The sequence below is a fragment of the Pseudomonas sp. PA-7-1E genome, assembly GCF_021605325.1.
In the GTDB taxonomy this organism is placed as follows: domain Bacteria; phylum Pseudomonadota; class Gammaproteobacteria; order Pseudomonadales; family Pseudomonadaceae; genus Aquipseudomonas; species Aquipseudomonas fluorescens_BV.
In genome coordinates, this window is sequence record NZ_WKFA01000028.1 from 16,636 (window position 1) to 38,962 (window position 22,327).

The following is a 22,327-nucleotide window of genomic DNA, read 5'->3' on the forward strand; positions in this document are numbered from 1 at the left end:
AATCACCTACTTGTAGTACATATCCACCACCACGGCAGCATCGAACGCTCCTGGAATCGGTAGGGTGCGCCACTTGAGGTCGGCCCGGAATTCATCGTGGCTCTGGCCCAGGCCCATCAGTTCCTGCAGCGTGAACCAGTTATTGAAGGGCAGTTGCTGCTGGCTCTCGGCGCGAGATAGCGAGATGCCGACTGAGCTGTTGTTGTCCGGCACCAGCAGGCCATTGTTCACACTGCCGCCGCCCGGCGTGGTGGCGAAGCGTGCGCTGACGGTATAGGGCGTGTCGCAACCCTTGCGCAGGTTCAGGCTGAAGTTTGCGCTGCTGGCGACTTCACCGATCGAGGCTTTGCGCGAAGGTGTGGGGAAGTTGACCACGCTGGGGCTGATGGTCAGTTCGGGAGTGCAAGGCACGAAGCGGATATCGTTCATGCCAGTGACCACATAATTGAAGTTGCTGTTGGGGCGTGAGTTGAGCCCGCGCACGCCGTCCAGTTGGAACACGCGGTAAGAGGTCAGCGTGCTGGCCTGGCCGCTCGGTGGCGTGGGGTCGTACTTCTCGATGAACACGCTGAAATTGAGGGTGAAGCGCGCCTTGTCCCAGCCCACGCAGTTGGACAAATTGCAGCCTCGGTCGGAGAAGAAACCGGTACCGACCTTGCCGCTGCTTTGGGTAATCGGTTGGTTGTTGTAGCGAATGCCCACGCGAATCCCGGTGCCGATACTCACGCTGGCGGGGTTGACGTAGAAATACACTTCCTCACGGCCGTGGAGGTAGTCGTCCTTGCAGATGACATTGGTCGAGCGCGGGCCTGATTCCCAAATGATAGTGCCGTTAGGTGCGTCGGCGGCGACCGCCAGCGCCGTACCCAGCGCTTCCTGGGTGATGATCGAGTTGGTGCCGTCCTCGCGGCAGGCCAGTGCGTGGCTGGTGGCGGGCAAGACCGCGCAGGCCAACACCAGAAGCGGTAAACAGCGTTTGGTCAGTGACATCGGTTCAAATACCCCGTGATTTATCAGTTGAGCGCCGTGCTGTGACGGGCTTGCAAACCGATATCGGTGATTTCGGTGAAGTGGAGAGTGGTGCCCTTGGGCACAGCGTCGAGCGCGGTCAGGGTTTTGCGTTCATGAGGCTTGAGCAGCAGGTAATCGCTGAGTGTCTGGCTGTCGGTTCGCAGGTTGACCAGCGATAGGTGGAAGGCGCTGGGGTTGTTGGCCGTCACCGTGCGCCCGTCGCTGCTCCATACCAACTGCTGCACCGCCTCGGCCGAGCCGCCCAGGAGTGCGGGAGGGCGATAGAACAGCTTGAGCCGCTGGCGGATCGCGAATTGCACGCTGTTGGGGTCTTCGACCTTGAGCGGGATTTCCATGATATTGAGCCAGAACAGCGATTCACGATCGCTGGGCAAGCCCTCACCGGCATACAGTATGCGCAGCTTGTGATGCTCCCCGGCGCCCAGTTGTACCAATGGCTCGGTGGCGGCAAAGGGCACGGTACGGTCGGCTGATTCGTCCTCGCTGGTGATCCAGGTTTGCACCACCACTTCCCGCGAGGCCTGGTTGACCACACTGATACCGGCGGCCTTGTCCTGGCCGAAATAGATCAGGCGGGTGCCTTCGATCTTCAGCGCCGCATTGGCAGGCGGGGGTGCAAGCACCAGCAGCCCGCAGGCCAGTAGCACCACTCTGAGTAGAAACATGAACACGGCAATTCCATGGTCGGGTGAGGGAACGCAGACCATGGTAGGTAGCGAGTGGCACGAAGGCTTTGAGGCGATTCTTAAAAGTACGGTGTGCCCCTGATTGCCGTTTCAGAATCGCCTTAAAGTCAGGGTTCACCCCTGACGGTTACTTTGCTCAGCGTTGAATGATCGACGCGGATGCCCAACTGTCAGGTTTACCCTATGTCCAATAAAGCGTTACGCCTTCTGATTGCCGATGCAGAGCTTTTGCAACGGATCAAGATCGAGAAAATGCTCAACCAGCTGGGCTATCACCGCATCGCCCCGTTGAGTTCGTTCGACGAGTTGCAGGCACTGACACGCTCGGGCGTTGTGGCGTTTGACCTGCTGATCATCAACACTGCGCTGGTGCACTCACGGCAGGTCAACCTGCTCAAGTACTGCCATGACAACCCGTTGATCCGCCACACGCTGATCTATGACGGGCAATGTGCGCAGCGCTCTGTGGTGTCGGTCTCGGTTAGCCAGACCCTGCACCTGTCATTGTCACAGTCGCCCGACTTCACCTCCCTGCGTCGCTGCATGGAAATTGTCGATCCGGCACACAGTTCTCCGATCGCTGAGTGGCCCATGCTGCACGCCGTGGACGGCCGAGCGTCCCAGCCTTCGATTAGCCCGCGGGCGGTCTATCAAGGCGACCCGACGGTGGTGGCATGTGCCGTGGGGTTGTTTCCCAAGCGCTGATCGTATCGTGCAGCATCAGTCACGCCAGACGGGCAGATCATCTTGGTCCAGTGCCCAATGAGGTTGCCGTGGCCGCAGGCACACACCACCGACCCAGCGCTCATGGCTGGCGTGGTCCAGCCAGCAGGCATTGCCGTCCAGTACCTGCTGCGCCAGTGGCGTCAGCGCCAATACGCGGCGCGGCCACTCCATGTTCGTTTCGGTCTCGATCAGCAGCGGCGCCGTCCCATCAATCAATGGGCGCAGCAGCGCGTGAAACATCATATCGCCCAGGAAAGGCAGTGGCTCGCGCTTGGCCATCAACTCGGCAAACACCCGACCGAAAGGCACAGGCCCGACCTCAGTAATATATTTCAAGGACAAACGTTCAGTCAGTGACAACCCGTCCTCGAGACCCGGCAACTCCTGTAACTGACGCCGTAACGCCGGCGCCAGAAAGGGCAGGGCAGGGTGATTGCCATGGGCCAGTTCCGCGAGCTTGAGCGGTGAGCTGTCGCAGTAAGCCGACCAGGCCCGTTTGGCCAACTGCACTGCGTCGTCGTCGATCAAGCGCCGCTGCGGCCAGAGCCAGGCCAGCACATCGGGGGCCAATTGGCCTATGCCGATAAATCGCTCGACGCCGGGAATTCGGTCTGCCTCAATCAGCTCCAGCTTGCGCGGCGCCTGCTCAAGGCCAGCCAGGGCGCGGACCAGGAACAATTGATCGTAGGCGTCCGCCTCGCACCACAGCACACTGTGATCGGCGTTGTTCAAGGCTTGTAGTTGGTTGTATTCATCGTTGATGCGATGCGCAACTTCAGTGGAGTCAAGGGCAAAGGCCTGACTGATAAAGGTACTGCGCATCGCTCGGAACGCTTCGCTGGGTAGTTCACGCACTGGCCCCATGCACAACGGGTCAGTGAGCATCCGGAACTGTCCCTTGAACCCGGCCACTTGCAGGCTGTGGGCAATATCATTACCACACCGCCAATGAGTGGTGCGGGATTCATCGCTGGCATCGAAACCAGGGTGGCGGGCGGCAAAGTCGAGGGCGTCGACGTGGGCCTTGAGCTTGGGCCAACTGGCGAAGCCCAGCTGTTTGGCTACCTGCCATTGAGCCTGGGACAAGGTTGCGCTGGGGTCTAGGCTTTTCAGCTGCGACAACAGTTCCTTGGCGCGCTTGCGCTGCTGCTCAAGGTTGAGGCGGCCATGGGTAGTGGAGGCTAAAGGGCGTTGCGACATACGAGCTCCTTGCACAAACCTTTTCCGCTTCAAGGTTGGGAGTCGTAGAAATGAGGTGGAGCTGGGATGTCTTGGGCGCAGCCCTTTCCGCGGAAGGTGGCGTAGAGAGCGCCAGACGGGAAATATAGGCAGCATTGCCGTTCGGTGCAACCCTGAAAATGTGGGCATTGCCCCAGTGCCACTCAGTCAAGCGCAGTCCCTGTGTGGCAGCGGGCTTGCTCGCGAAAGCGGTAGGTCAGTCGCTGCATCTGTTACTGCACCACCGCTTTCGCAGGCAAGCCAGCTCCCACATTGGATCTTCGTTGCTTTGAGCATTGCGTTCGCTTAATTCGTCGGCATTGGAGCGGGTGCTGTTTTACTTGTCCTGGCGCGCATCCAGGGTTTTTTGATGCTCGGCCAGGAAGGGTTGCTCCGCTGGATCAAAACGATCAATCCCGGCAGTGAAGCGGTGCCAGTAGGGGTACAACGGCTGACGGCGAGTGACGGCTTCGATGCGCGCCGACTGCTCTTCGGTGAGTTTCAGCTCGGTGGCCGCCAGGTTATCGCGCAGGTGTGCTTCCGTACGGGCGCCGATAATCAGCGAGGTGATCCCCGGGCGATCCTTGAGCCAGGCCAGGCAGGTGCGGGCGACCGAGACGCCGTGTTCATCACCGACGGCGGCGAGGGTCTCGATAATGTCCAGCGCACGCTCCTGGTCGTGGACGTAGGGTTCCGGCCAACCGCTGCCCTGGCGGGTATTGGCGGGCGGCTTGTGCCCGCGTCGGGTCGTGCCGGTCAGCAAGCCTTCGCCCATCGGGCCCCACACCAAAGTGCCAACCTGCTGGTCCAGGGCCAACGGCAGCAACTCGTACTCGGCCTCGCGGGATTCCGGGGTGTAGTAGATCTGCTGGGTAATCGGCTTGAGCATGCCGTGCAGTTCAGCCTTGCCCAGGGTTTTCATCATCTGCCAGGCGGTGAAATTGCTGGTGCCGAAGTAGCGGATCTTGCCTGAGCCGACCAACAGGCGCAGGGCTTCCAGGGTCTCTTCGATTGGCGTCATGCCGTCCCAGTTGTGCAGTTGGTACAAGTCAATGTGGTCTGTGCCCAGGCGCTTGAGGCTGGCTTCGCAGGCGCGGATCAAGTGGTAGCGCGACGAGCCGGAGTTGTTGGGGTTGTCGTCCACCGGGCTGCGGCCTTTGGTGGCCAGCAGAATGTCGTTGCGCTTGTCGCCCAGCGCCTTGCCCACCACTTCTTCGGCCAGGCCGTGGGAATAGAGGTCGGCGGTGTCGACCATATTCACTCCGGCGTCGAACGCCATATCGAACATGCGCTTGGCCAGGGGCACGTCCACCGCCCCGCATTTTTCAAACTCTGCGCGACCGCCAAAGGGCACGGTGCCCAGGATGATTTCCGATACCAGCAGGCCGGAATGACCCAGTTGTCGGTACTGCATGTTGCCTCCTACTTAACGTTGCACGTGAAGGTGTGAACGATGGGGACGGCGATAGTTTGAATTTTTTCATGAAAACCTCGCGCCAAGCTTGGCTATGACGTCAATGAAGATTGTTTCGCTGGATGAAATGCTGGATTGTGAATCCTGGTCATTCCGCCAGACATGGCAGTGGTAGAACATCCCTGGCGTCGATACCCACTCATCTGGAGCCTGTCATGACCCAGCCTGCGATCAAACTCTATGGTTTCCCCCTGTCCGGCCATTCCCACCGGGTCGAACTGATGTTGTCCCTGCTGGGGCTGGCGAGTGAATTTATCCTGGTGGACCTCAAGCAAGGTGCGCATAAAACGCCTGAGTTCCTCACCACCCTGAACAGCTTTGGCCAGGTGCCGGTGATTGATGACGGCGGCACGGTACTGGCCGACTCCAATGCGATCCTGATTTATCTGGCCAGCACCTATGGCCGCGGCGAATGGCTGCCGAGCGACCCTGTCGGGCAAGCCCGGGTGCAGCGTTGGCTCTCGGCCGCCGCCGGCCCACTCCATGCCGGGCCTGCCACGGCGCGCTTGGCCACGGTGTTTGGCGCCGAGGTGGACACTGTCAGTGCAATCAACCGTGCCCATGCCTTGCTGAGCGTGATGGAACAGCAACTGAACCAGAGCCGTTTCCTCGCCAGTGAGCAGCCCAGCATTGCCGATATCGCTTTCTACACCTACGTGGCCCATGCGCCGGAAGGCAATGTGTCCCTGGCCGACTACCCTGAGGTACGCGCCTGGCTCGCCAGCATCGAAGCACTGCCGGGTTTTGTCGGCATGCCGCGCACGGCTGTCGGTTTGCAATCGAGTTGAAGCCCAACACCTGTGGCGAGGGAGCTTGCTCCCGCTGGGCTGCGCAGCAGCCCCAACAAGGCTGCCGTATTTATTCAGCCAAACCGCGCTGGCAGCTTTCAGGGCCGCTGCGCGCCCCAGCGGGAGCAAGCTCCCTCGCCACAGGGGGACACATAATCAGAAGGCGTAAAGATGGATCGATTTCATGAAATGCAGGTGTTCCTGGCCGTGGCCGAGGAGGAGGGCTTCGCTACTGCCGCCCGGCGCCTGAACACGTCGCCGCCCAGCGTGACCCGCGCCATTGCCGCCATGGAACAACGCATCGGCACGCAGTTGCTGGCGCGCACCACCCGCAGCCTGCACTTGACCGAAGCCGGCCAGCGTTACCTGGACGATTGCCGACGCATCCTTGCCGAGCTGGACGAAGCCGAGGAAGCGGCGGCGGGCAGCTACTCCATCCCGGGCGGCCAGTTGACGGTGACCGCACCGGTACTGTTTGGCGAGCTGTATGTGGCGCCGGTACTGGGGGATTATCTGGACCGTTTTCCGTTGGTGAGTATCAACGCCTTGCTGGTCGATAGGGTGGTCAATATGACCGACGAAGGTGTGGACGTGGCGGTGCGTATCGGCCACCTGCAGCAATCCGGGCAGCAAGCGATCAAGGTCGGCGAAGTACGCCGGGTGGTGTGCGCATCGCCGGCTTATCTTGACCAACACGGGCGCCCCCAGCGCCCCGAGCAGTTGCGTGAGGCCAAGCTCGTCACCTCATCGTCCAGCCAACTGGTCAGTGAGTGGACATTCGTTGACGCCGGCCAGCCGCTGAAGGTACCCATCGAGCCACGCCTGGTTGTCACCGCCAACAATGCCGCGATCAACCTGGCCCGCCTGGGGTGGGGCATGACGCGGGTGCTGTCTTATCAAGTCGCGGCAGCGGTGGCGGCGGGGGAACTGGAACTGGTACTGGAGGATTTCGAACCGGCGCCGCTGCCGATCCACGTGGTGTTCCAGCAAAACGGCCGAGTACCGGCCAAGGTCAATACGTTTGTGGATTTCCTCAGCCATCGCCTCGGGCAGGACCCGGCCCTGAACGCCGCGACCAAGCAGCGTGCCTGATGGAGCGTTATCGCGATATGCAGCTGTTTGCCGCGCTGGCCGGGCAACCCAGCCTGGCGTCGGCGGCACGTCATGCGCAGGTTTCCGGGCCGACGCTGGTACGTGCAGTTGCGCGCCTGGAGGCACGCCTGCGCGTGGTGTTGCTGCATCGCAGCACCCGTGGGGTCAGCCTGAGCGACGCAGGCCAGGCTTACCTTGCCGACTGCGTGCGCCTGCTGGCAGCGGTGGACGCGGCCGAGGCCTCGGCCAACGGTTTGCATGTGCAGGCCCAGGGCGACCTGCGGATATTCCTGCCGTTGCTGTTCAGCCGCTATGTCATGGCGCCGCTGTTGGCCGGTTATGCGGATCGCTACCCGGCGGTGCGTGTTATCGCGCACTACCACGACTATTTCCCTAACCTGCACGTAGAAGGGCTGGATGTGGCGGTGCTGGTCGGCGAATTGCCCAACTCGTCACTCATTGCGCGGCAAGTCGGGCAGGTGCGCACTGTTGTATGTGCCAGCCCCGCTTACTTGGCGACCCGGGGCGAACCCCGGCATCCGGCTGAACTCAAGCAGCAGCATCTGATTGCCAGCGCCGACCCGGTGCACTGGGATTTCCCGCATTACACCCTCAAGGCTCGCGCCCGGCTGCGTTGCGCCACTGTCCAAGGCGCGATCAATGCAGCGGTGCAGGGGGCGGGCGTGATTCGAGCCTTGAGTTATCCACTGCACGAACACCTGGCGAGCGGCCAGTTGCAGCGCCTGTTGCCTACCTTCGAGTTGCCGCCGCAGCCGGTGCATGTGGTCTACCGCGAAGGCCGTCATGCATCGATGCGCGTGCGCAGCTTTGTCGACTACTGCGTCACCGCGTTGCGCGAGCATCCGGCGTTTCAGTTGGCGTAATAGTGGATTGCCCTGGGTGGGCATTCTCTCTATCAAGGCCTGGGCGCAGCATGCTCGTATCTAACCGGAGGTGAGCGCCATGCACTCGATTGAAGCAACCCCTTGGCATGTCGGCGAACGACACATGCAGGAAAGTGCCGGCGTTTCTGAACGCATGGCCATGATCGGGCCCAAGGTCATTCGTGATCATTTGCCTGAGCAGCACCGCGATTTTTATCCGCTGCTGCCGTACTTGATCGCGGGTGTGGTGGACGAACAAGGCATCCCCTGGGCAACGATGCTGGAAGGCGCTCCAGGGTTTGCGCATTCACCGGACCCACACACGCTGCAGATCGACAGCCTGCCCGCCAAAAGCGATCCCGCCTGGGCTGGGATAGCGGATGGCGCGGCGATCGGCCTGCTGGGCATCGACCTCAACACCCGCCGCCGCAATCGCATGAATGGCCGGATCGGATCGCTTGAGGATGAGGGCTTTGCGGTGGACGTAGTGCACACCTTCGGCAATTGCCCCAAATACATCCAACTGCGGCCCGTCGCTGGCATTGCACGCAAACCCGGCAACCTGGCCGAGCGCAGCCGCCGCCTGGACGATGCGGCTCAAGCGCTGATCCGCCAAGCCGACACCTTCTTCGTCGCCAGCTACGTCGACCAGCACGGCGAACGCTCGGTGGACGTTTCCCATCGCGGCGGCAACACGGGGTTTGTGCGGGTGGAAGGCAACGTACTGACCATCCCGGATTTTGCCGGCAACCTGTTCTTCAACACCCTCGGCAACCTGCACGCCAACCCGGTGGCGGGGTTGTTGTTTGTTGATTTTGAGACCGGTGACGTGCTGCAAGTGGCCGGGCGTACTTCGTTGATCCTGAGCGGGCCGCAAGTGGCTGAGTTCGAAGGCGCGCAGCGCCTGTGGACGGTAACGGTGGAACATGTGGTCCGCCGCCCGGCAGCATTGGCGTTGCGGTGGCAATTCGCGGAGTTTTCGCCGCACAGCCTGGCGATGGGTACTTGGTAGCCTGGCGCACTCTCCCAGGCGCAGCCTATCCAGTGTGGGAGCTGTCGAGCCCCAGCGAGGCTGCGATGGCGGCGGCACGGTCAACATATTCATTGCCTGACCCACCGCTATCGCGGCCTCGCTAAAGCTCGACGGCTCCCACAGGGGAATGTCATTGTCCGCTGGGTTTGCGCGTTTTCATCAGGCCCCCGGGCATTCCCGGTTCAGCGCTTCCCCCATGAAATGTTGCTGGATGTTGAACCGTCAGCGTGGGCAGAGTCTCTAGGTTAGCTTTGTCTTCCTACTGACAAACAAGGATTGGTCATGCAACGAAAGGTCATTAATCCCACGACGGTATTCAACTCCCTGCAATACGGTTTCAGCCAGGCCATGGAAGTGCCAGAGGGTCGGCGGATCATGCTGTCCGGGCAGGTGGGGGTTGATGCTCAAGAGCGTACGGTGGGCCCAGGTATTGCCGAGCAGACGGCCACGGCGTTGGACAATGTCGAAAAGGTGCTGACCGAGGTGGGGGGCGACCTGTCTCATGTGATCATGCTGCGGCTGTATATCGTCGAATCTGCCCGGGATCAGCAGGAGCCGATTGTCGAGGCGCTGCGCCAGCGCTTCGCGCACAACCCGCCGCCGTCTTCGTGGATTATCGTCAGTGGGTTGTCGTTGCCTGAGTGGTTGATCGAGGTTGAGGCGGAGGCGGTGGTTCCATTCAGTTAGGGCTTTTGCAGGAGCGAGCTTGCGAAAAAACCATAGCCGCCGCACTTATTCAGGATGCACGCGTTATCGTTGACGTTTTTCGCGAGCAGGCTCGCTCCTACAGCCATTCAATACCGAATCATCACCGACTTAAGCTCGGTGTAATCCTCAATAAACGCACCACCAAACTCCCGGCCTAACCCCGAAGACCGGCTGCCGCCAAACGGCACCGCCGGGTCGAGCAGGGTGTGCATGTTCACCCACAAGGTGCCTGCCTTGATCGCCGGGATCATGCGCAGGGCCTTGCCCAGGTCGTTGGTCCACAGGCTGGCACTCAACCCGTAGGGCCCGTGGTTCATCAGCGCCAGCAGTTCGTCTTCGTCGTCGTAGGGCAGGAAGGTGGCGATGGGGCCGAAGGTTTCTTCGTTGAGCAGGGTGTCGTGCAGGTGGTTGGCCAGGATCACGGTGGGTTCGACGTAGCAGCCGGGACGGTCGATGAGGTGGCCGCCGTGGATGATCGTGTTGTTTTCGGTGCGGGCCTGGTTGAAGTAGCCGAGCAGTTTTTGTTGGTGTTGCTGGTGGGTCACCGGGCCGAATTCGGTGTGTTCATCCAGGGGCGAGCCGATGGTCAGGCGGCTGAGACGCGCCTTGAGTTTTTCCAGCACGGCGTCGATTTGCGAGCGGTGCACGAAGAAACGTTCGGCCGCTGCGCAGATTTGCCCCGAGTGCAGGAAACCCGCTTCGATAATGCCATCCACCGCTTTGTCTACATCCATGTCGCGCAGGAAGCCGGCGGCGTTCTTGCCACCCAGTTCCAGGGTCGCGCGGGTCAGCCCGGCGCCCATGGCACTGCGGCCTACTGCAATACCGGTGGGTACTGAGCCGGTGAAGGACACCTTGTGCGTGCCGGGGTGTTCCACCAGCCCCTTGCCGACATGGCCGCCGCCGGTCAGCACGTTGAGCACCCCCGCCGGCAAGCCGGCGTCGATGGCCAGTTCGGCGATGCGCAACAGGGTCAGCGGCGTGAATTCGCTGGGCTTGATGATGATGCTGCAGCCGGTCACCAGCGCCGAGGCCAGCTTCCAGATGGCGATCATGGTCGAGAAATTCCACGGCACAATGCCTACCACCACGCCCACCGGTTCGCGCAAAGTGAAGGCGGTGTAACGCTCGCCATTGAACGAAGGCAGGGAGGGCGTGAGGGTCTGGCCGCTGAGCTTGGTGGCCCAGCCTGCGTAGTAGCGCAGGAAGTGCGCGGCCTGGTCGACCTCAAAGGCGCGGGAAATCTGGATGATCTTGCCTGACTGGCAGGTTTCGATCTGCGCGAGTTCTTCGCGGTGCTGTTCCAGCAGGTCGGCCAGTTTCAGCAGCACGTTGCCACGGATGGCGGGCGCAGCCTGGGACCACAGCTGAAAACCACGGTTGGCAGAAGCGACCGCAGCGTCGATATCCGCCAGGTCAGCATCGGCCACGTCGGCGATCACCTGGCCGGTGGCGGGGTTGGTCACGCTCAGGCGTGCGTCGGTGTGGCTGTGCACACTGGCGCCGTCGATAAACAGCCCATGGCGGCGACGCAAAAAGGCTTCCACTTGAGGCAGCAACGGGATATCGCTCATGGCAGGTTCCTGGCAGTTCACAAAGAAACCCCGAGGTTAACCAACGCACTGATAAGCGGCTTGACTGTGCCTGCCAGCTTTTATGTCTGTGCCTGCCGTGCTTGTGAAAAGTACAAGCTTGCCTGCCGAACGTGCATTTTCCCGCCTGCACGACCCGTTTGATACTGGCCCTGCATCCCGCGCCGTTCCACGATTCGGAGCGCCTGCCGGACTTCCAATAATAAGCAGGGCCGTCCATGAAAAAGCCAAACCCGCTCCTCGAAGACCTCAAGCCTCTTCTGCCTGCCATTGCCGCGAACGCCAGCCGTGCCGAACAGCTGCGCCAAGTGCCGGATGAGAATATCGCGCTGCTCAAAAGCATCGGCCTGCACCGCGCCTTCCAGCCCAAGGCATTCGGTGGCCTGGAACTGTCGCTGCCCGAATTCGCCGACTGCATCGCCTTGCTCGCCGGCAGTTGCGCCAGCACCGCCTGGGCCATGAGTTTGTTGTGTACCCATAGCCATCAACTGGCGCTGTTCTCGGCGCAGTTGCAGGAGGAGATCTGGGGCGCCAACCCGGATGCCACGGCCAGCAGCAGTATTGCGCCGTTCGGTCGGGTGACCGAGGGCGAGGGCGGCGTGTACTTCAGTGGCGAGATGGGCTGGAGCAGCGGCTGTGACCATGGCGAGTGGGCGATTGTCGGCTGCCGTCGCCAGAATACCGAAGGGACCCAGGATTACTGCTTTGCCGTGCTGCCGCGCAGTGACTATCAGATCCGCGATGACTGGTTCGCGGCCGGCATGAAAGGCAGCGGCACCAAGACCCTGATCATCGACAACGCCTGGGTGCCTGAGCACCGGATCCAGAAGGCCAAGGACATGATGGAAGGCAAGTCCGCAGGCTTTGGTCTCTACCCAGACAGCCAGATTTTCTACGCGCCGTACCGGCCGTATTTCGCCAGTGGTTTTTCCACCGTCAGCCTCGGCGTGGCCGAGCGCATGCTGGAGGTGTTCCGCGAAAAAACCAAAAACCGTGTGCGCGCCTATACCGGTGCCGCCGTCGGCGCAGCGACCCCGGCGCTGATGCGCCTGGCCGAGTCCACCCACCAGGTGGCCGCTGCTCGGGCGTTTTTGGAGAAGACCTGGCAAGACCACGCCGAACACAGCGCCGCCCACCGCTACCCAGCGCGAGAAACCCTGGCGTTCTGGCGCACCAACCAGGCCTACGCCACCAAGATGTGCATCGAAGCGGTAGACCGGCTGTTCGCCGCCGCCGGTGGCAATGCCTGGTTCGAACACAACGAAATGCAGCGCCTGTTCCGCGATGCCCACATGACCGGCGCGCATGCCTACACCGACTATGACGTGTGCGCGCAGATCCTTGGCCGTGAGCTGATGGGCCTGGAACCCGACCCGAGCATGGTGTAGCTGCGTTTTCCCTACAACAATCAGGGCGGCCCAAAGAGGCCACCCGGGAGTCTTGCATGTCCGACGTATTCGACCCACGAGCCTTTCGTCGCGCCTTGGGCAATTTTGCCACTGGCGTGACCGTGGTCACCGCCGCCACCGCCTCCGGGCGCAAGGTGGGCGTGACGGCCAACAGTTTCAACTCGGTATCCCTCGACCCGCCGCTGGTGCTGTGGAGCATTGACAAGCGCTCCAACAGCCATGCCGTGTTCGAGGAGGCCAGCCACTTTGCCGTAAATGTCTTGGCGGCGGACCAGGTGCACCTGTCGAACAATTTTGCCCGCCCCCGTGAAGACCGCTTCGCCCTGATCGAGTACGAGCCGGGGGAGGGGGGCTCGCCGGTATTCGCCGATTGCTCGGCGCGTTTTCACTGCGAGAAATACCAGCAGGTGGACGGCGGCGACCATTGGATCATGATCGGCAAGGTGGTGGCCTTCGATGATTTTGGCCGTGCGCCGCTGCTCTATCATCAGGGCGCCTATGCCGAGGTCCGGGCGCTGCCTCCCTGCGCGCCCGAAGCAGTTTAGAACGGCACGGCGACCACCAGTTGGCTGTAGACATTGGTGCCGTTGCCGCCGACCTGATTGCCACCGGTATCGGCTGATTTATCGGGTTTGTACAGGCCCAGCAGCGGCGTGATGATCAGGTGCTCGTTGACGGCCCATTCGGCATACAGGTCCAGTTCGCGGCCATCCAGGTTCAATTGGCCGCGGGTACTGACGGTGTTGTAGTCGAAGAACAGCGCCCCCAGGGTGACGTTCTCCAGTGGTTTGACCTTGAGCGCCACGTGCTGCACGGCGGTATTACTGTTGAAGGGGCCGGAATAGTTGCCCGCCACTTCGCCCTGCACCCAGGTGCCGTAGCCACGGTTGAAGCCTGAAAACATGCCGTCCCAGTTCTTCGAATAACGGGCGTAGCGGTAGGTCAGGTCCGGTGACCACGGCAGGTTGGCGAAGGTGTAGCCGGCTTCGGCGTAACCGGCATTTTCCTGGCCATCGCGACGGCTTTGGCGCGCCAGTTCGAAGGCGAAGTGCGCGTGGTCGATACCGGCATTGCCGGTGCCGCGCAGGCTGTAGAGGTTCATGCCTTTGCGCTGGCGCTGCAGGTCGGTGGCGAAGCGCTCATCCACATTGATGCCGTGAATATAGGTCAGCCCCAGGGTGCCCGGCGCGGCACTGTATTCCAGGGTGCCGGCGGCCATTTCGGTGAGGGCCTGGGCGCGGTTGTCGGACTTGATCCACATCAGGCTGCCGTGCACACCGTCCTTGCCGCCCAGGCGAATCACCGCCGTCTTATCGAAGGCATGGCGTGCGGCGATGTAGTAGGCGCCGCCGCGATTGAACTCGCCGTCGCCGACGCCATTGCCCAGGTTGGGGCCGTCGTCGTTAAGGATAAAACCGTCGCCGAGCATGATGATCTGGCGACCGAACGACAGGTCCAGGCCGTCCTTGCCCAGCGCCGGTAACAACTCGCCAGACCGCCAGCCGGCGAAGGCTTCGTCAAACTTGGTGGTGCGCTCGGTGCCGTTGGTCAACCCGGCCGCATCGCCGTCGCCCCAGGTACCGGAACTCACCAGGTTGGCCGTGCCATACACACCGCCCAGGTTGCCCAGGCGCTGTTCGACGCTCAGGCCGTACTTGATGAACGCCTCACGCCAAGTGGAGCCGCCGCTGCGCCCATCGTAGTTCTTCGGGCTGTTGAACATACCGTACACGGCGAGGAAGTTGCCGGTGACCTGGGTGTCGGCGTCTGCATACAACTCGATGGCCTGCGCCTGGCCCACCAGCAGTGCCACGCCCAGGCCGACCGTCTGGCGCAGGCAGCGGTTTTTCAGTGTGTGCTCCATTGTTATTGCCCCCATCTTGGTTAAGAGTGAGAGCGCATTAGGGCGAGCGGTGTGAGGCCAAGTCTTTTCCCTGCGTGCCAGGCAATTGACTCTGGCCGCCAGGCAGCAGGCCTTGGCAGGCAGCAACAAAACCGGCGGCAGACAGGGGCAAGACGATCAACGGGAGTGGGGCGCAGAGTGCCGACACATTAAAAAAAACCGCTTCGAGGACCCCTCCATGTCGATCAACGACCGACTCACCGCACACCTCAACCGGGGTACGGTAGGTTTTCCCACTGCGTTGGCCAGCACCATCGGCCTGATCATGGCCAGCCCGGTGATTCTCACCGCCACCATGGGCTTTGGCATCGGTGGCAGCGCGTTTGCCCTGGCGATGCTGATCGCCGTGGTGATGATGCTGGCCCAGGCGACGACTTTCGCCGAGGCCGCCTCGATGCTGCCCACCACCGGCTCGGTGTACGACTACATCAACTGCGGCATGGGCCGGTTCTTTGCGATCACCGGGACCTTGTCGGCCTACCTGATCGTGCATGTGTTCGCCGGCACCGCCGAAACCATCCTCGCCGGCGTCATGGCCCTGGTGAACTTCGAACACCTCAACACCCTGGCAGAGTCGGCCGGCGGCTCGTGGTTGCTGGGCGTCGGTTTCGTACTGGTGTTCGGCGTGCTGAACGCCTTTGGCGTCAGCGCATTTGGCCGCGCCGAGATCATCCTGACCTTCGGCATGTGGACCACCCTGATGGTGTTCGGCGTACTGGGCCTGATCGCCGCGCCGGCGGTGCAATTGGAGGGCTGGTTCGGTGAGTCGCTGGTGGGCACCGACCTGGTCACCGTGCTGTCGCTGGTGGGCATGGCGATGTTCATGTTCGTGGGTTGCGAGTTCGTCACCCCGCTGGCGCCGGACCTGCGCCAATCGGCCAAGGTGATGCCACGGGCGATGATGCTCGGGCTGATGGGCGTGGCGACGTGCATGTTCATCTATGGCGCGGCGATGAAGCGCCAGGTGGAAAACGTCGTGCTCGACGCCGCGTCCGGCGTGCACCTGCTGGACACGCCCATGGCCATCCCCCGATTTGCCGAACAGGTAATGGGGCAGATCGGCCCGTTGTGGCTGGGTATCGGCTTTCTGTTCGCTGGCGCTGCGACCATCAATACCCTGATGGCCGGGGTGCCGCGCATCCTCTACGGCATGGCGGTGGATGGCGCCTTGCCCAAGGTGTTCACCTATCTGCACCCGCGTTTCAAGACGCCGCTGTTGTGCATCCTGGTGGCCATGTTGATTCCGTGCCTGCATGCGCTGTACCTGGGCGGCAACACTGACAACATCATGCACCTGGTGCTGGCGGCGGTGTGCGCGTGGAGTTTCGCTTACCTGTTGGTGACGCTGTCGGTGGTGATCCTGCGCATTCGGCGTCCGGACTTGCCTCGGGCCTATCGCTCGCCGTGGTTCCCGCTGCCGCAGATCGTCTCCAGCATCGGCATCCTGCTGGGCATGTGGTTTATCACTCCGCCAGGCATGAACCCTGCTGACATCTACGTGCCGTTTGGCGTGATGCTCGGCGTGACGGCCACCTATGCGCTGTTCTGGACCCTGGTGGTGCAGAAGGTCAATCCCTTCAAGCCCGCCTGCGTGGAAGAGGTGTTGGCCAAGGAATTCAATCACGAACCGGGGCACACCCATGAGGGTTATAGCGACCTTGCGGCAAAAACTGTTTGAGCTGTTTCGTGCTGACCGCGCACCCAGCGGGTATCGGCCGGGGGTGACCCTGGCCCACCTGCGGCGTGACCTGGGCCTGGCAAGCCTTGAAGTGGGCGGTGTGGCCTTCGAGATTGTCGAGCGCACCGAGTCGCAGTTGTTGATGCACCTGGTGCTGACCGAATGTGTCCTGCGCGTTCCTGCGGCAGCGGGTGGCGCTGGCAGCTTCGAGGTGCACCATGGCGGCGCGATCCGGCGCAGCGGTATTCATGTGCGGCGCCGCGCTGGCAACCAGGCACTGGGCCGTGAGTTGCAGGCGCGTTTGCAGGCTGACAGCGTGTTGTTCCAAGCGTTGATGCCGCTGGATTTCAAGCGCCTGCGCATCGAGCTGCAAGACCAGCAATGGTGCGTGCGCCTGGAGCATATGGGCGGCAGCGAGGTGGTCAACCGCGTGCCGGCGTTCCGGCGCTACATTGCGTTGAGCACCGAGCAACGCGGGTATCTCTTGGTCGTACTGGCCGGATTGCGGCGGGTATTGTCGGACCTCTGATTGGCACCATTAGTGCTTCTGCAAAGGGCAAACAGGTTGTTGTTGCGTGCATATAGATAACATGTTAACTAATGCACCAGAACAACAAGAATAACGCCACTGCGGAGACACCCCATGAGCATCCCACAGCATGCACCCGACGGGCTCGACAGCTGGAACCGCGAACTGCGCGACGCGTGCGGCCACTTCGATACCGAACTGGCTTTCAACCGTTCGCTGTTTATCGGCGAGATCCATAACCTGCCGCGTGGCCTGGCCATCCTGCGCACCAATGCCGGGCTGATCAAGCGCCCGACGCACCACGCCGACCATGACAACGACCAGGAATGTTTTCTGGTCAGCCAGCGCAGCGGCTATTCGCAAATCACTCAGAACGACCAGACCGTACAACTGGCCCCCGGCGAAATGCTGTTGATGGACTCGGTAGGCTCCATTGAAATTACCCCTTTCGGCCTGATCGAACACGCCTCGTTGTCCCTGTCGCGCAGTGCGGTGTGCAAGCACCTGGGTGGCCAGGCACGGGCCTTCGGCAAGATCTCCTCGACCAAAGCCTGCGGGCGCATGCTGCATGTGCTGATGGACCAACTGTGCAAGGACGATACCGACGAAGACGCCACGCAAGTGGAAGCGCTGCAAGCGGCCTTCGTCTCGCTGTTGGGGTCGGCGTTGGAGCAGGGCGACGAGTGCCGCGAGGGCGTTGCTGCGTTGCACGGCAATAACCTGCGCAGCTATGTACAAAAAGTCATCGATGAGTCGCTGAGCCAGCCAGGCCTGAGCCCGATCGGCCTGGCCAACCGCCTGAATATCTCGGTGCGGCACCTGTACCGTCTGTTTGAAGAACAGGATGACAGCGTCTGCCGCTATATCCAGCGCGCACGGCTCAAGCGCAGTGCAGATGACTTGACCAACCCGTTCCTGCGCAGTGAGTCGATCACCTCGATTGCCTACAAGTGGGGTTTTACCGACTCGGCGCACTTCAGCCGCTCGTTCAAGAAGCAGTTCGAAGTATCGCCCAAGGATTTTCGTTCCAGCCGGTTGCAGGCGGTGCAAGCGTGATCGTTCCCACGCTCCGCGTGGGAACGCCGCCCCGGACGCTCCGCGTCCCGCTCCAGAAGTCGTGACGCGGAGCGTCACAGGATGCATTCCCACGCAGAGCGTGGGAACGATCGGCAAACCGCCCTCATCAAAGCAGCGTTCCCAGAGACCGATGATGTCGAACTTACGGATGTCGAACAAGGCCGCCGTCTGCCGATAGGACAGCTGTTGATCGTTCCTACGCTCCGCGTGGGAACGCCGCCCCGGACGCTCCGCGTCCCGCGCCAGAAGTCGTGACGCGGAGCGTCACAGGATGCATTCCCACGCAGAGCGTGGGAACGATCGGGTTTCATATTTCGGGCAGCGTCGCGCCACCATCCACCACCAGCGTCTGCCCGGTGATATAGCCCGCCAGGTCAGAGGCCAGAAACACCATCGCCCCGGCAATATCCGCCGCCGCGCCCAGGCGCCCCAGCGGCACACGGCGGGCGATGCTGTCATTCACGGCCGCATCGCCCAGGTTATCCATCGCCGGGGTGGCGATCATGCCGGGCTCCACGCCGTTGACCCGCACATTCAACGGCGCCAGCTCCAGCGCTGCATTGCGGATAAACCCATTCACCCCAGCTTTGGACGCCGCATAGTGGCTCAGCCCCGGATAACCGACCCGGTTGCCGGTGACCGAAGACGTCACCAGCACGCAGCCCCGGCCTTGTTCGCGAAACATCGGCAACGCCGCCTGGGTCAGCCAGAACAGCGCCGACAGGTTCACCGCCAGGGTGCGCTCCAGGATCGTTGGGGTAATGTCGGCAAAGGCGGTCAGCGGAAAATACCCGGCGTTGTGCACCAGCACATCCAGTTGCGCCAAGCCTTGGACGCAGGCGAACACCGCTTCGGCATCCGCCAGGTCAACGCCAACGGCGTCAACGTGATACCCCTGCGCGCATAACCCGGCAGCCAGGGCTTCAGCCTGTTCAACCCTACGGTCGGCAATCACCACCCGCGCACCGCGTTGGGCAAAGGCTTGGACGATGCCCAGGCCAATGCCCTGGGCGCCGCCGGTGACCAGCACGACCTGGCCGCTGAAATCCAGGTCATTCGTCATGGGCAGGCTCCAGGTGCGTAAACGCCAGCGTCGGCACGTCGACGATGCTGGAGCCACCGTCCGCCACCAACGTGGCGCCGGTAATGATCGAGGCGTCATCGCTGGCCAGGAAGCGGCACACCTTGGCGATCTCGTCGGCACGGGCGGCGCGCCGCAGCGGGACATCGGCACACACACGCGCATAGGCCTGCTGCAAGGTTTCGCCGTACGCCTCCATCAACGGCTGCATCTCCGCGTCGGCCATCGGCGTGTGCACCCAGCCTGGGCACACCGCGTTCACCCGCACGCCATGGGGCCCATAATCACGGGCCAGCGAGCGGTTGAGCCCGAGCAGCGCATGCTTGGCGGTGGTGTAGCCACACACCTCGGGGCCTGCCGCCAATGAGGCGATGGAGCCAATCAGCACGATGTTCCCGGCGCTTTCCTGCAACAGCGGCAGGCAGGCGCGGGCGCTGTAAAACGCACTGTCGAGGTTGCTGCGCAGCGCGCCTTCCCAGGTGGCCTGACTGGTCTGGGTCGCACTGCCCAGCCCGTGGCCACCGGCACAGGCCAGCAGCACATCGAGGCGCCCGAAGTGGCTGCGGATTTGTTGGATGAAGCCGTCCCAGGTGTCCGGGCAGGCGGCATCGCCCACCAGGATCAGCCCGCCGGTGTCCAGCGCCACCTGTTCCAGTGGCTCACGACGCCGACCGATCAGCACCAGATGCGCGCCTTCCTGTGCGTACAAGCGTGCGCAGGCAGCGCCGATGCCGGTGCCGGCCCCGGTGATCACCACCGTGCGCGGCTCAGTCACGGGGGTACTCTGTGCGGTTGAGCACCTGGCAATAGGAACTGATCGGGAAGTTCGACAGCGCGTCGAAGGACGCCCCGGCATAGCCGAAGATCTTGCCGTCGCTGCGGTGCTGTTGCAGGTCGATCAGCACCAGGCCGAGGGTCGGTACGATCTTCTCCTGCCAGACGAACAGGTATAGCTGTTCGGCGATCTTGTAGTAATGGCAGCGGTCGGTGTCGCACAAGCCTTTCTCCACGCCCTCAAGGCATTGCCAGGCGTAGAACCGCGGGTTGAGGTAGATGTGTTCGTAGACCTCGCTGGGGCTGTAGCGGTAGTGGTTGCGCAGGCCGACCAACTCGTCGGTGGGGGCGTGCAGGCAGTGGCCCTCCTGCCACGGCCGGTCGAGGCTGCCGTGGAGGAAGTCAACCTGTACCGAGGTCAGAGGTTTGCCAGCCAGGGCGCGGTGGTAAAGGCCTTCGTGGGTCTCTGCCGGTTCCGGCATACGGCCAATCACCGCGGTAAAGGACGCAGTTGGCGTGTCCAGCACCAGGCTGATCGACCAGCTTTGCCCCGCCTCGTGCTTGATAAAGTCCACCAGGTACAGGCCCGGGCGAATGGAGCTGGCGCGGTAGACGGCGCTGCCGCTGGAGTGGCCATCGGCGGCGTGCCAGGCCAAGCGCTCCTGTTCGAAGCGGTGTTCGATCTGCCAGCCATTGGCAAAGTGCAGGGTGAAGGTCTGGCCGGCCAGGTCGGCCAGGGTCGGCAGGATGAACGCCTCGGGTGCAAAACCGTCGGCCAGGGCGCCCACGGTGATCCAGTCAGATGAATTCGACATGGCAACGCCTCCCTTACACGACGGCGAAGTAGTGTTTGACGAAACTCTCGCTGACCACTTCCCACAGCACCGGCGTGCCCTTGGTCACGAACCAGCTGTCACCGGCCTTGTAGCGGGTGGTTTGGCCGGTGGACTCGTCGGTCAGAACCACTTCGCCGGTGACCACCGTGGCTTGCTCGGCGAAAGGGTAGACCATGCGGAACTTGCCCTGGGTCGTGCCGAAGTAAGCACTGCTGACCGCATCGGTGGGCGCGCCAAAGGTCATCTTGCCGAAGGCGCGTACTTCGCCTTCGAGGATTTGCGAGCCGAGGTCGGCCACGGTGCCCCAGGCGTCGAGTTCCGACAGCTGGACGTTGTGTTTGAGGGTGGTAAGTGTCATGGCAGATGCTCCGATAAGTACGAGATTTTTGTAGGAGCGAGCTTGCTCGCGAAAAACTCACAGGCGCCGCGTTCATTCAGGAAACACGCGTTATCGTTGAAGTTTTTCGCGCGCAAGCCCGCTCCTACAGGGGGTTAGCGGCGACCGTTCCAGTAGCCGGAAAGTTGGTGCCAGGATTTGCCCGCCGTCAGCAGCAGCGGGCGAATCGCGTCCTTGCCGATGATGGTGGGGCGGTGAATCGAGCTGACCAGGTCATAGCGCGCCGAGCCTTCGCTCATGCCTTCGGCCAGCACCTTGCAGATGATGTGGCTGGGGGTGACGCCGAAGCCGGAATAGCCCTGCACGAAAAACGCGTTGCTGCGCCCCGGCAAGGTGCCCACCTGCGGGAACAGGTTCGGGCTGCACGCCATCGGGCCGCCCCAGGCCAGGTCGATTTTCACGTCCTTGAGGTAGGGGAAAATCTTCAGCATCAGGTGACGGTTCCAGGCTTTCAGGTCACCGGGAATGTGCTCCACCAGGGGCGTCGCGGCGCCGAACAGCAGGCGGTTTTCGTTAGTCACGCGGTAGTAGTCGATCACCGGGCGGATATCGCTGTAGGCCCCACGGATCGGGCTGATGCGCTGGATCAACTCCTCGGACAACGGCTCGGTCATCATCTGGAACGCGTAGGTGTTGATGGTCGAGCGGTGCAGTTCTGGCTCCAGCTTGTTGAGAAAGCTGTCACAGGCCCACAGCAACTTGCTGGCGCGTACCGAACCGCGCCCGGTGCGCACGGTGATGCGCTCGCCGTAGCTGACGTCCAGGGCCGGGCTGTTCTCGAAGATCTTCACGCCATGGCTGGCCAGTGCGGTGGCTTCGCCCAGCAGCAGGTTCAGCGAATGCACATGCCCGCCACCCATGTGCAACAGGGCGCTGGTGTAGGCGGTGGAGCCGATGATCTGCTGCACGTCGGAGCCGCCGAGAAAGCGGATTTCGTGCTGGCTGTTGATCGACTTGAAGTCCTTCTCCCAGGCGCGCAGGGTTTTTTCCTGGCGGGCGTTGAAGCCCATGTAGCCGTAGCCGTGGCAAAAGTCCGCGTCGATGTTGTACTTGGCGATGCGGTTCTTGATGATGTCGGCGCCCAGGTCGCTGATCTCGAACACTTGGCGCAGGCCGTCTTCGCCCACGTCCTTCTTGATCTTCTCCAGGTCATGGCCGATGCCTGCCATGATTTGCCCACCGTTGCGGCCCGTGCCGCCAAAGCCCAGGTAGCGCGCTTCAAGCACCACAATGTTGGTGATGCCTTTTTCCGCCAGCTCAAGGGCCGTGTTGATCCCGGAAAAGCCGCCGCCGATGACCACGACGTCTGCGTCGATATCCTGTTCCAGGGTGGGGAAGCTGAGGTTGTATTTCTTGGTGGCGGTGTAGTACGTGGGGGTTTCGATGTTGATCATGGCGCAGCCTGAAAAA

21 protein-coding genes and 1 pseudogene are annotated in these 22,327 nt (G+C 62.2%); 11 read left to right on the forward strand and 11 right to left on the reverse strand.

Annotated elements, in window-relative coordinates; translation table 11 throughout:
* Positions 1 to 6 precede the first annotated feature (6 nt).
* On the reverse strand, positions 7 to 990 hold the full coding sequence (locus GIW79_RS18060) for a fimbrial protein (protein WP_014719100.1): 984 nt from the start codon (positions 988 to 990) through the stop codon (positions 7 to 9).
* A 23-nt stretch (positions 991 to 1,013) separates the two neighbouring features.
* Entirely contained in the window at positions 1,014 to 1,703 is a 690-nt protein-coding gene (locus GIW79_RS18065; RefSeq protein WP_442968611.1) for a fimbrial biogenesis chaperone, read from the reverse strand.
* A gap of 198 nt (positions 1,704 to 1,901) precedes the next feature.
* Between GIW79_RS18065 and GIW79_RS18070 the strand changes: the two genes are divergently transcribed.
* Positions 1,902 to 2,423 (forward strand): hypothetical protein, encoded by a 522-nt coding sequence (locus GIW79_RS18070; protein ID WP_014719098.1) that lies wholly within the window; start codon positions 1,902 to 1,904, stop codon positions 2,421 to 2,423.
* 15 nt (positions 2,424 to 2,438) lie between these two features.
* On the opposite strand, the gene GIW79_RS18075 is transcribed toward GIW79_RS18070, so the two are convergent.
* Positions 2,439 to 3,644, reverse strand: a complete 1,206-nt coding sequence (locus GIW79_RS18075) for a DUF1835 domain-containing protein (RefSeq protein ID WP_054898364.1) — start codon at positions 3,642 to 3,644, stop codon at positions 2,439 to 2,441.
* Between the two features lie 355 nt (positions 3,645 to 3,999).
* On the reverse strand, positions 4,000 to 5,076 hold the full coding sequence (locus GIW79_RS18080; RefSeq protein WP_054898365.1) for an aldo/keto reductase: 1,077 nt from the start codon (positions 5,074 to 5,076) through the stop codon (positions 4,000 to 4,002).
* 215 nt (positions 5,077 to 5,291) lie between these two features.
* Between GIW79_RS18080 and GIW79_RS18085 the strand changes: the two genes are divergently transcribed.
* From GIW79_RS18085 to GIW79_RS18105, 5 genes are all read left to right on the forward strand, one after another.
* Positions 5,292 to 5,924, forward strand: a complete 633-nt coding sequence (locus GIW79_RS18085) for a glutathione S-transferase family protein (RefSeq protein WP_034128205.1) — start codon at positions 5,292 to 5,294, stop codon at positions 5,922 to 5,924.
* Between the two features lie 171 nt (positions 5,925 to 6,095).
* Positions 6,096 to 7,016, forward strand: a complete 921-nt coding sequence (locus tag GIW79_RS18090; protein ID WP_236453405.1) for a LysR family transcriptional regulator — start codon at positions 6,096 to 6,098, stop codon at positions 7,014 to 7,016.
* Positions 7,016 to 7,900: a LysR family transcriptional regulator gene (locus GIW79_RS18095; RefSeq protein ID WP_236453407.1), complete on the forward strand. Its 885-nt coding sequence runs from the start codon at positions 7,016 to 7,018 to the stop codon at positions 7,898 to 7,900. Before GIW79_RS18090 ends, GIW79_RS18095 begins: the two co-directional genes overlap by 1 nt.
* 79 nt (positions 7,901 to 7,979) lie before the next feature.
* Positions 7,980 to 8,912 (forward strand): pyridoxamine 5'-phosphate oxidase family protein, encoded by a 933-nt coding sequence (locus GIW79_RS18100; protein WP_089042181.1) that lies wholly within the window; start codon positions 7,980 to 7,982, stop codon positions 8,910 to 8,912.
* 303 nt (positions 8,913 to 9,215) lie between these two features.
* Positions 9,216 to 9,620 (forward strand): RidA family protein, encoded by a 405-nt coding sequence (locus GIW79_RS18105; protein WP_054897401.1) that lies wholly within the window; start codon positions 9,216 to 9,218, stop codon positions 9,618 to 9,620.
* A 107-nt stretch (positions 9,621 to 9,727) separates the two neighbouring features.
* On the opposite strand, the gene GIW79_RS18110 is transcribed toward GIW79_RS18105, so the two are convergent.
* Positions 9,728 to 11,215: an aldehyde dehydrogenase family protein gene (locus GIW79_RS18110; protein ID WP_236453408.1), complete on the reverse strand. Its 1,488-nt coding sequence runs from the start codon at positions 11,213 to 11,215 to the stop codon at positions 9,728 to 9,730.
* Between the two features lie 236 nt (positions 11,216 to 11,451).
* On the opposite strand from GIW79_RS18110, the gene GIW79_RS18115 reads away from it, so the two are divergent.
* The gene (locus tag GIW79_RS18115; RefSeq protein ID WP_034128200.1) at positions 11,452 to 12,621 is read left to right on the forward strand and encodes a p-hydroxyphenylacetate 3-hydroxylase oxygenase component; all 1,170 of its coding nucleotides are present in this window, start codon (positions 11,452 to 11,454) and stop codon (positions 12,619 to 12,621) included.
* Positions 12,622 to 12,677: 56 nt separating this feature from the next.
* Positions 12,678 to 13,151 (forward strand): annotated as a pseudogene (locus GIW79_RS18120) (flavin reductase family protein); the annotation flags it as partial.
* Between the two features lie 32 nt (positions 13,152 to 13,183).
* On the opposite strand, the gene GIW79_RS18125 reads toward GIW79_RS18120, so the two are convergent.
* A complete protein-coding gene (locus tag GIW79_RS18125) occupies positions 13,184 to 14,506 on the reverse strand; it encodes an alginate export family protein (RefSeq protein WP_236453411.1) in 1,323 nt (440 codons plus the stop codon).
* A gap of 217 nt (positions 14,507 to 14,723) precedes the next feature.
* Between GIW79_RS18125 and GIW79_RS18130 the strand changes: the two genes are divergently transcribed.
* From GIW79_RS18130 to feaR, 3 genes are all read left to right on the forward strand, one after another.
* Positions 14,724 to 16,223: an APC family permease gene (locus GIW79_RS18130; RefSeq protein ID WP_054897404.1), complete on the forward strand. Its 1,500-nt coding sequence runs from the start codon at positions 14,724 to 14,726 to the stop codon at positions 16,221 to 16,223.
* Entirely contained in the window at positions 16,186 to 16,752 is a 567-nt protein-coding gene (locus tag GIW79_RS18135) for a DUF3156 family protein (RefSeq protein ID WP_181125096.1), read from the forward strand. The genes GIW79_RS18130 and GIW79_RS18135 overlap by 38 nt, the downstream gene beginning before the upstream one ends.
* A 114-nt stretch (positions 16,753 to 16,866) precedes the next feature.
* On the forward strand, positions 16,867 to 17,808 hold the full coding sequence (gene feaR / locus GIW79_RS18140) for a transcriptional regulator FeaR (protein ID WP_181125097.1): 942 nt from the start codon (positions 16,867 to 16,869) through the stop codon (positions 17,806 to 17,808).
* Positions 17,809 to 18,136: 328 nt separating this feature from the next.
* Here feaR and GIW79_RS18145 read toward each other — a convergent pair whose 3' ends face one another.
* The 5 genes from GIW79_RS18145 to GIW79_RS18165 form a co-directional block, all read right to left on the reverse strand.
* The gene (locus GIW79_RS18145; protein WP_054897407.1) at positions 18,137 to 18,892 is read right to left on the reverse strand and encodes an SDR family oxidoreductase; all 756 of its coding nucleotides are present in this window, start codon (positions 18,890 to 18,892) and stop codon (positions 18,137 to 18,139) included.
* Positions 18,882 to 19,685, reverse strand: a complete 804-nt coding sequence (locus GIW79_RS18150) for an SDR family NAD(P)-dependent oxidoreductase (RefSeq protein WP_054917504.1) — start codon at positions 19,683 to 19,685, stop codon at positions 18,882 to 18,884. Before GIW79_RS18150 ends, GIW79_RS18145 begins: the two co-directional genes overlap by 11 nt.
* Entirely contained in the window at positions 19,678 to 20,499 is an 822-nt protein-coding gene (locus GIW79_RS18155) for a molybdenum cofactor biosynthesis F family protein (protein ID WP_198790592.1), read from the reverse strand. Before GIW79_RS18155 ends, GIW79_RS18150 begins: the two co-directional genes overlap by 8 nt.
* A gap of 13 nt (positions 20,500 to 20,512) precedes the next feature.
* The gene (locus GIW79_RS18160; RefSeq protein ID WP_034128191.1) at positions 20,513 to 20,878 is read right to left on the reverse strand and encodes a cupin domain-containing protein; all 366 of its coding nucleotides are present in this window, start codon (positions 20,876 to 20,878) and stop codon (positions 20,513 to 20,515) included.
* 134 nt (positions 20,879 to 21,012) lie between these two features.
* Positions 21,013 to 22,311: an NAD(P)/FAD-dependent oxidoreductase gene (locus GIW79_RS18165; protein ID WP_236453414.1), complete on the reverse strand. Its 1,299-nt coding sequence runs from the start codon at positions 22,309 to 22,311 to the stop codon at positions 21,013 to 21,015.
* Between the last annotated feature and the right edge of the window lie 16 nt (positions 22,312 to 22,327).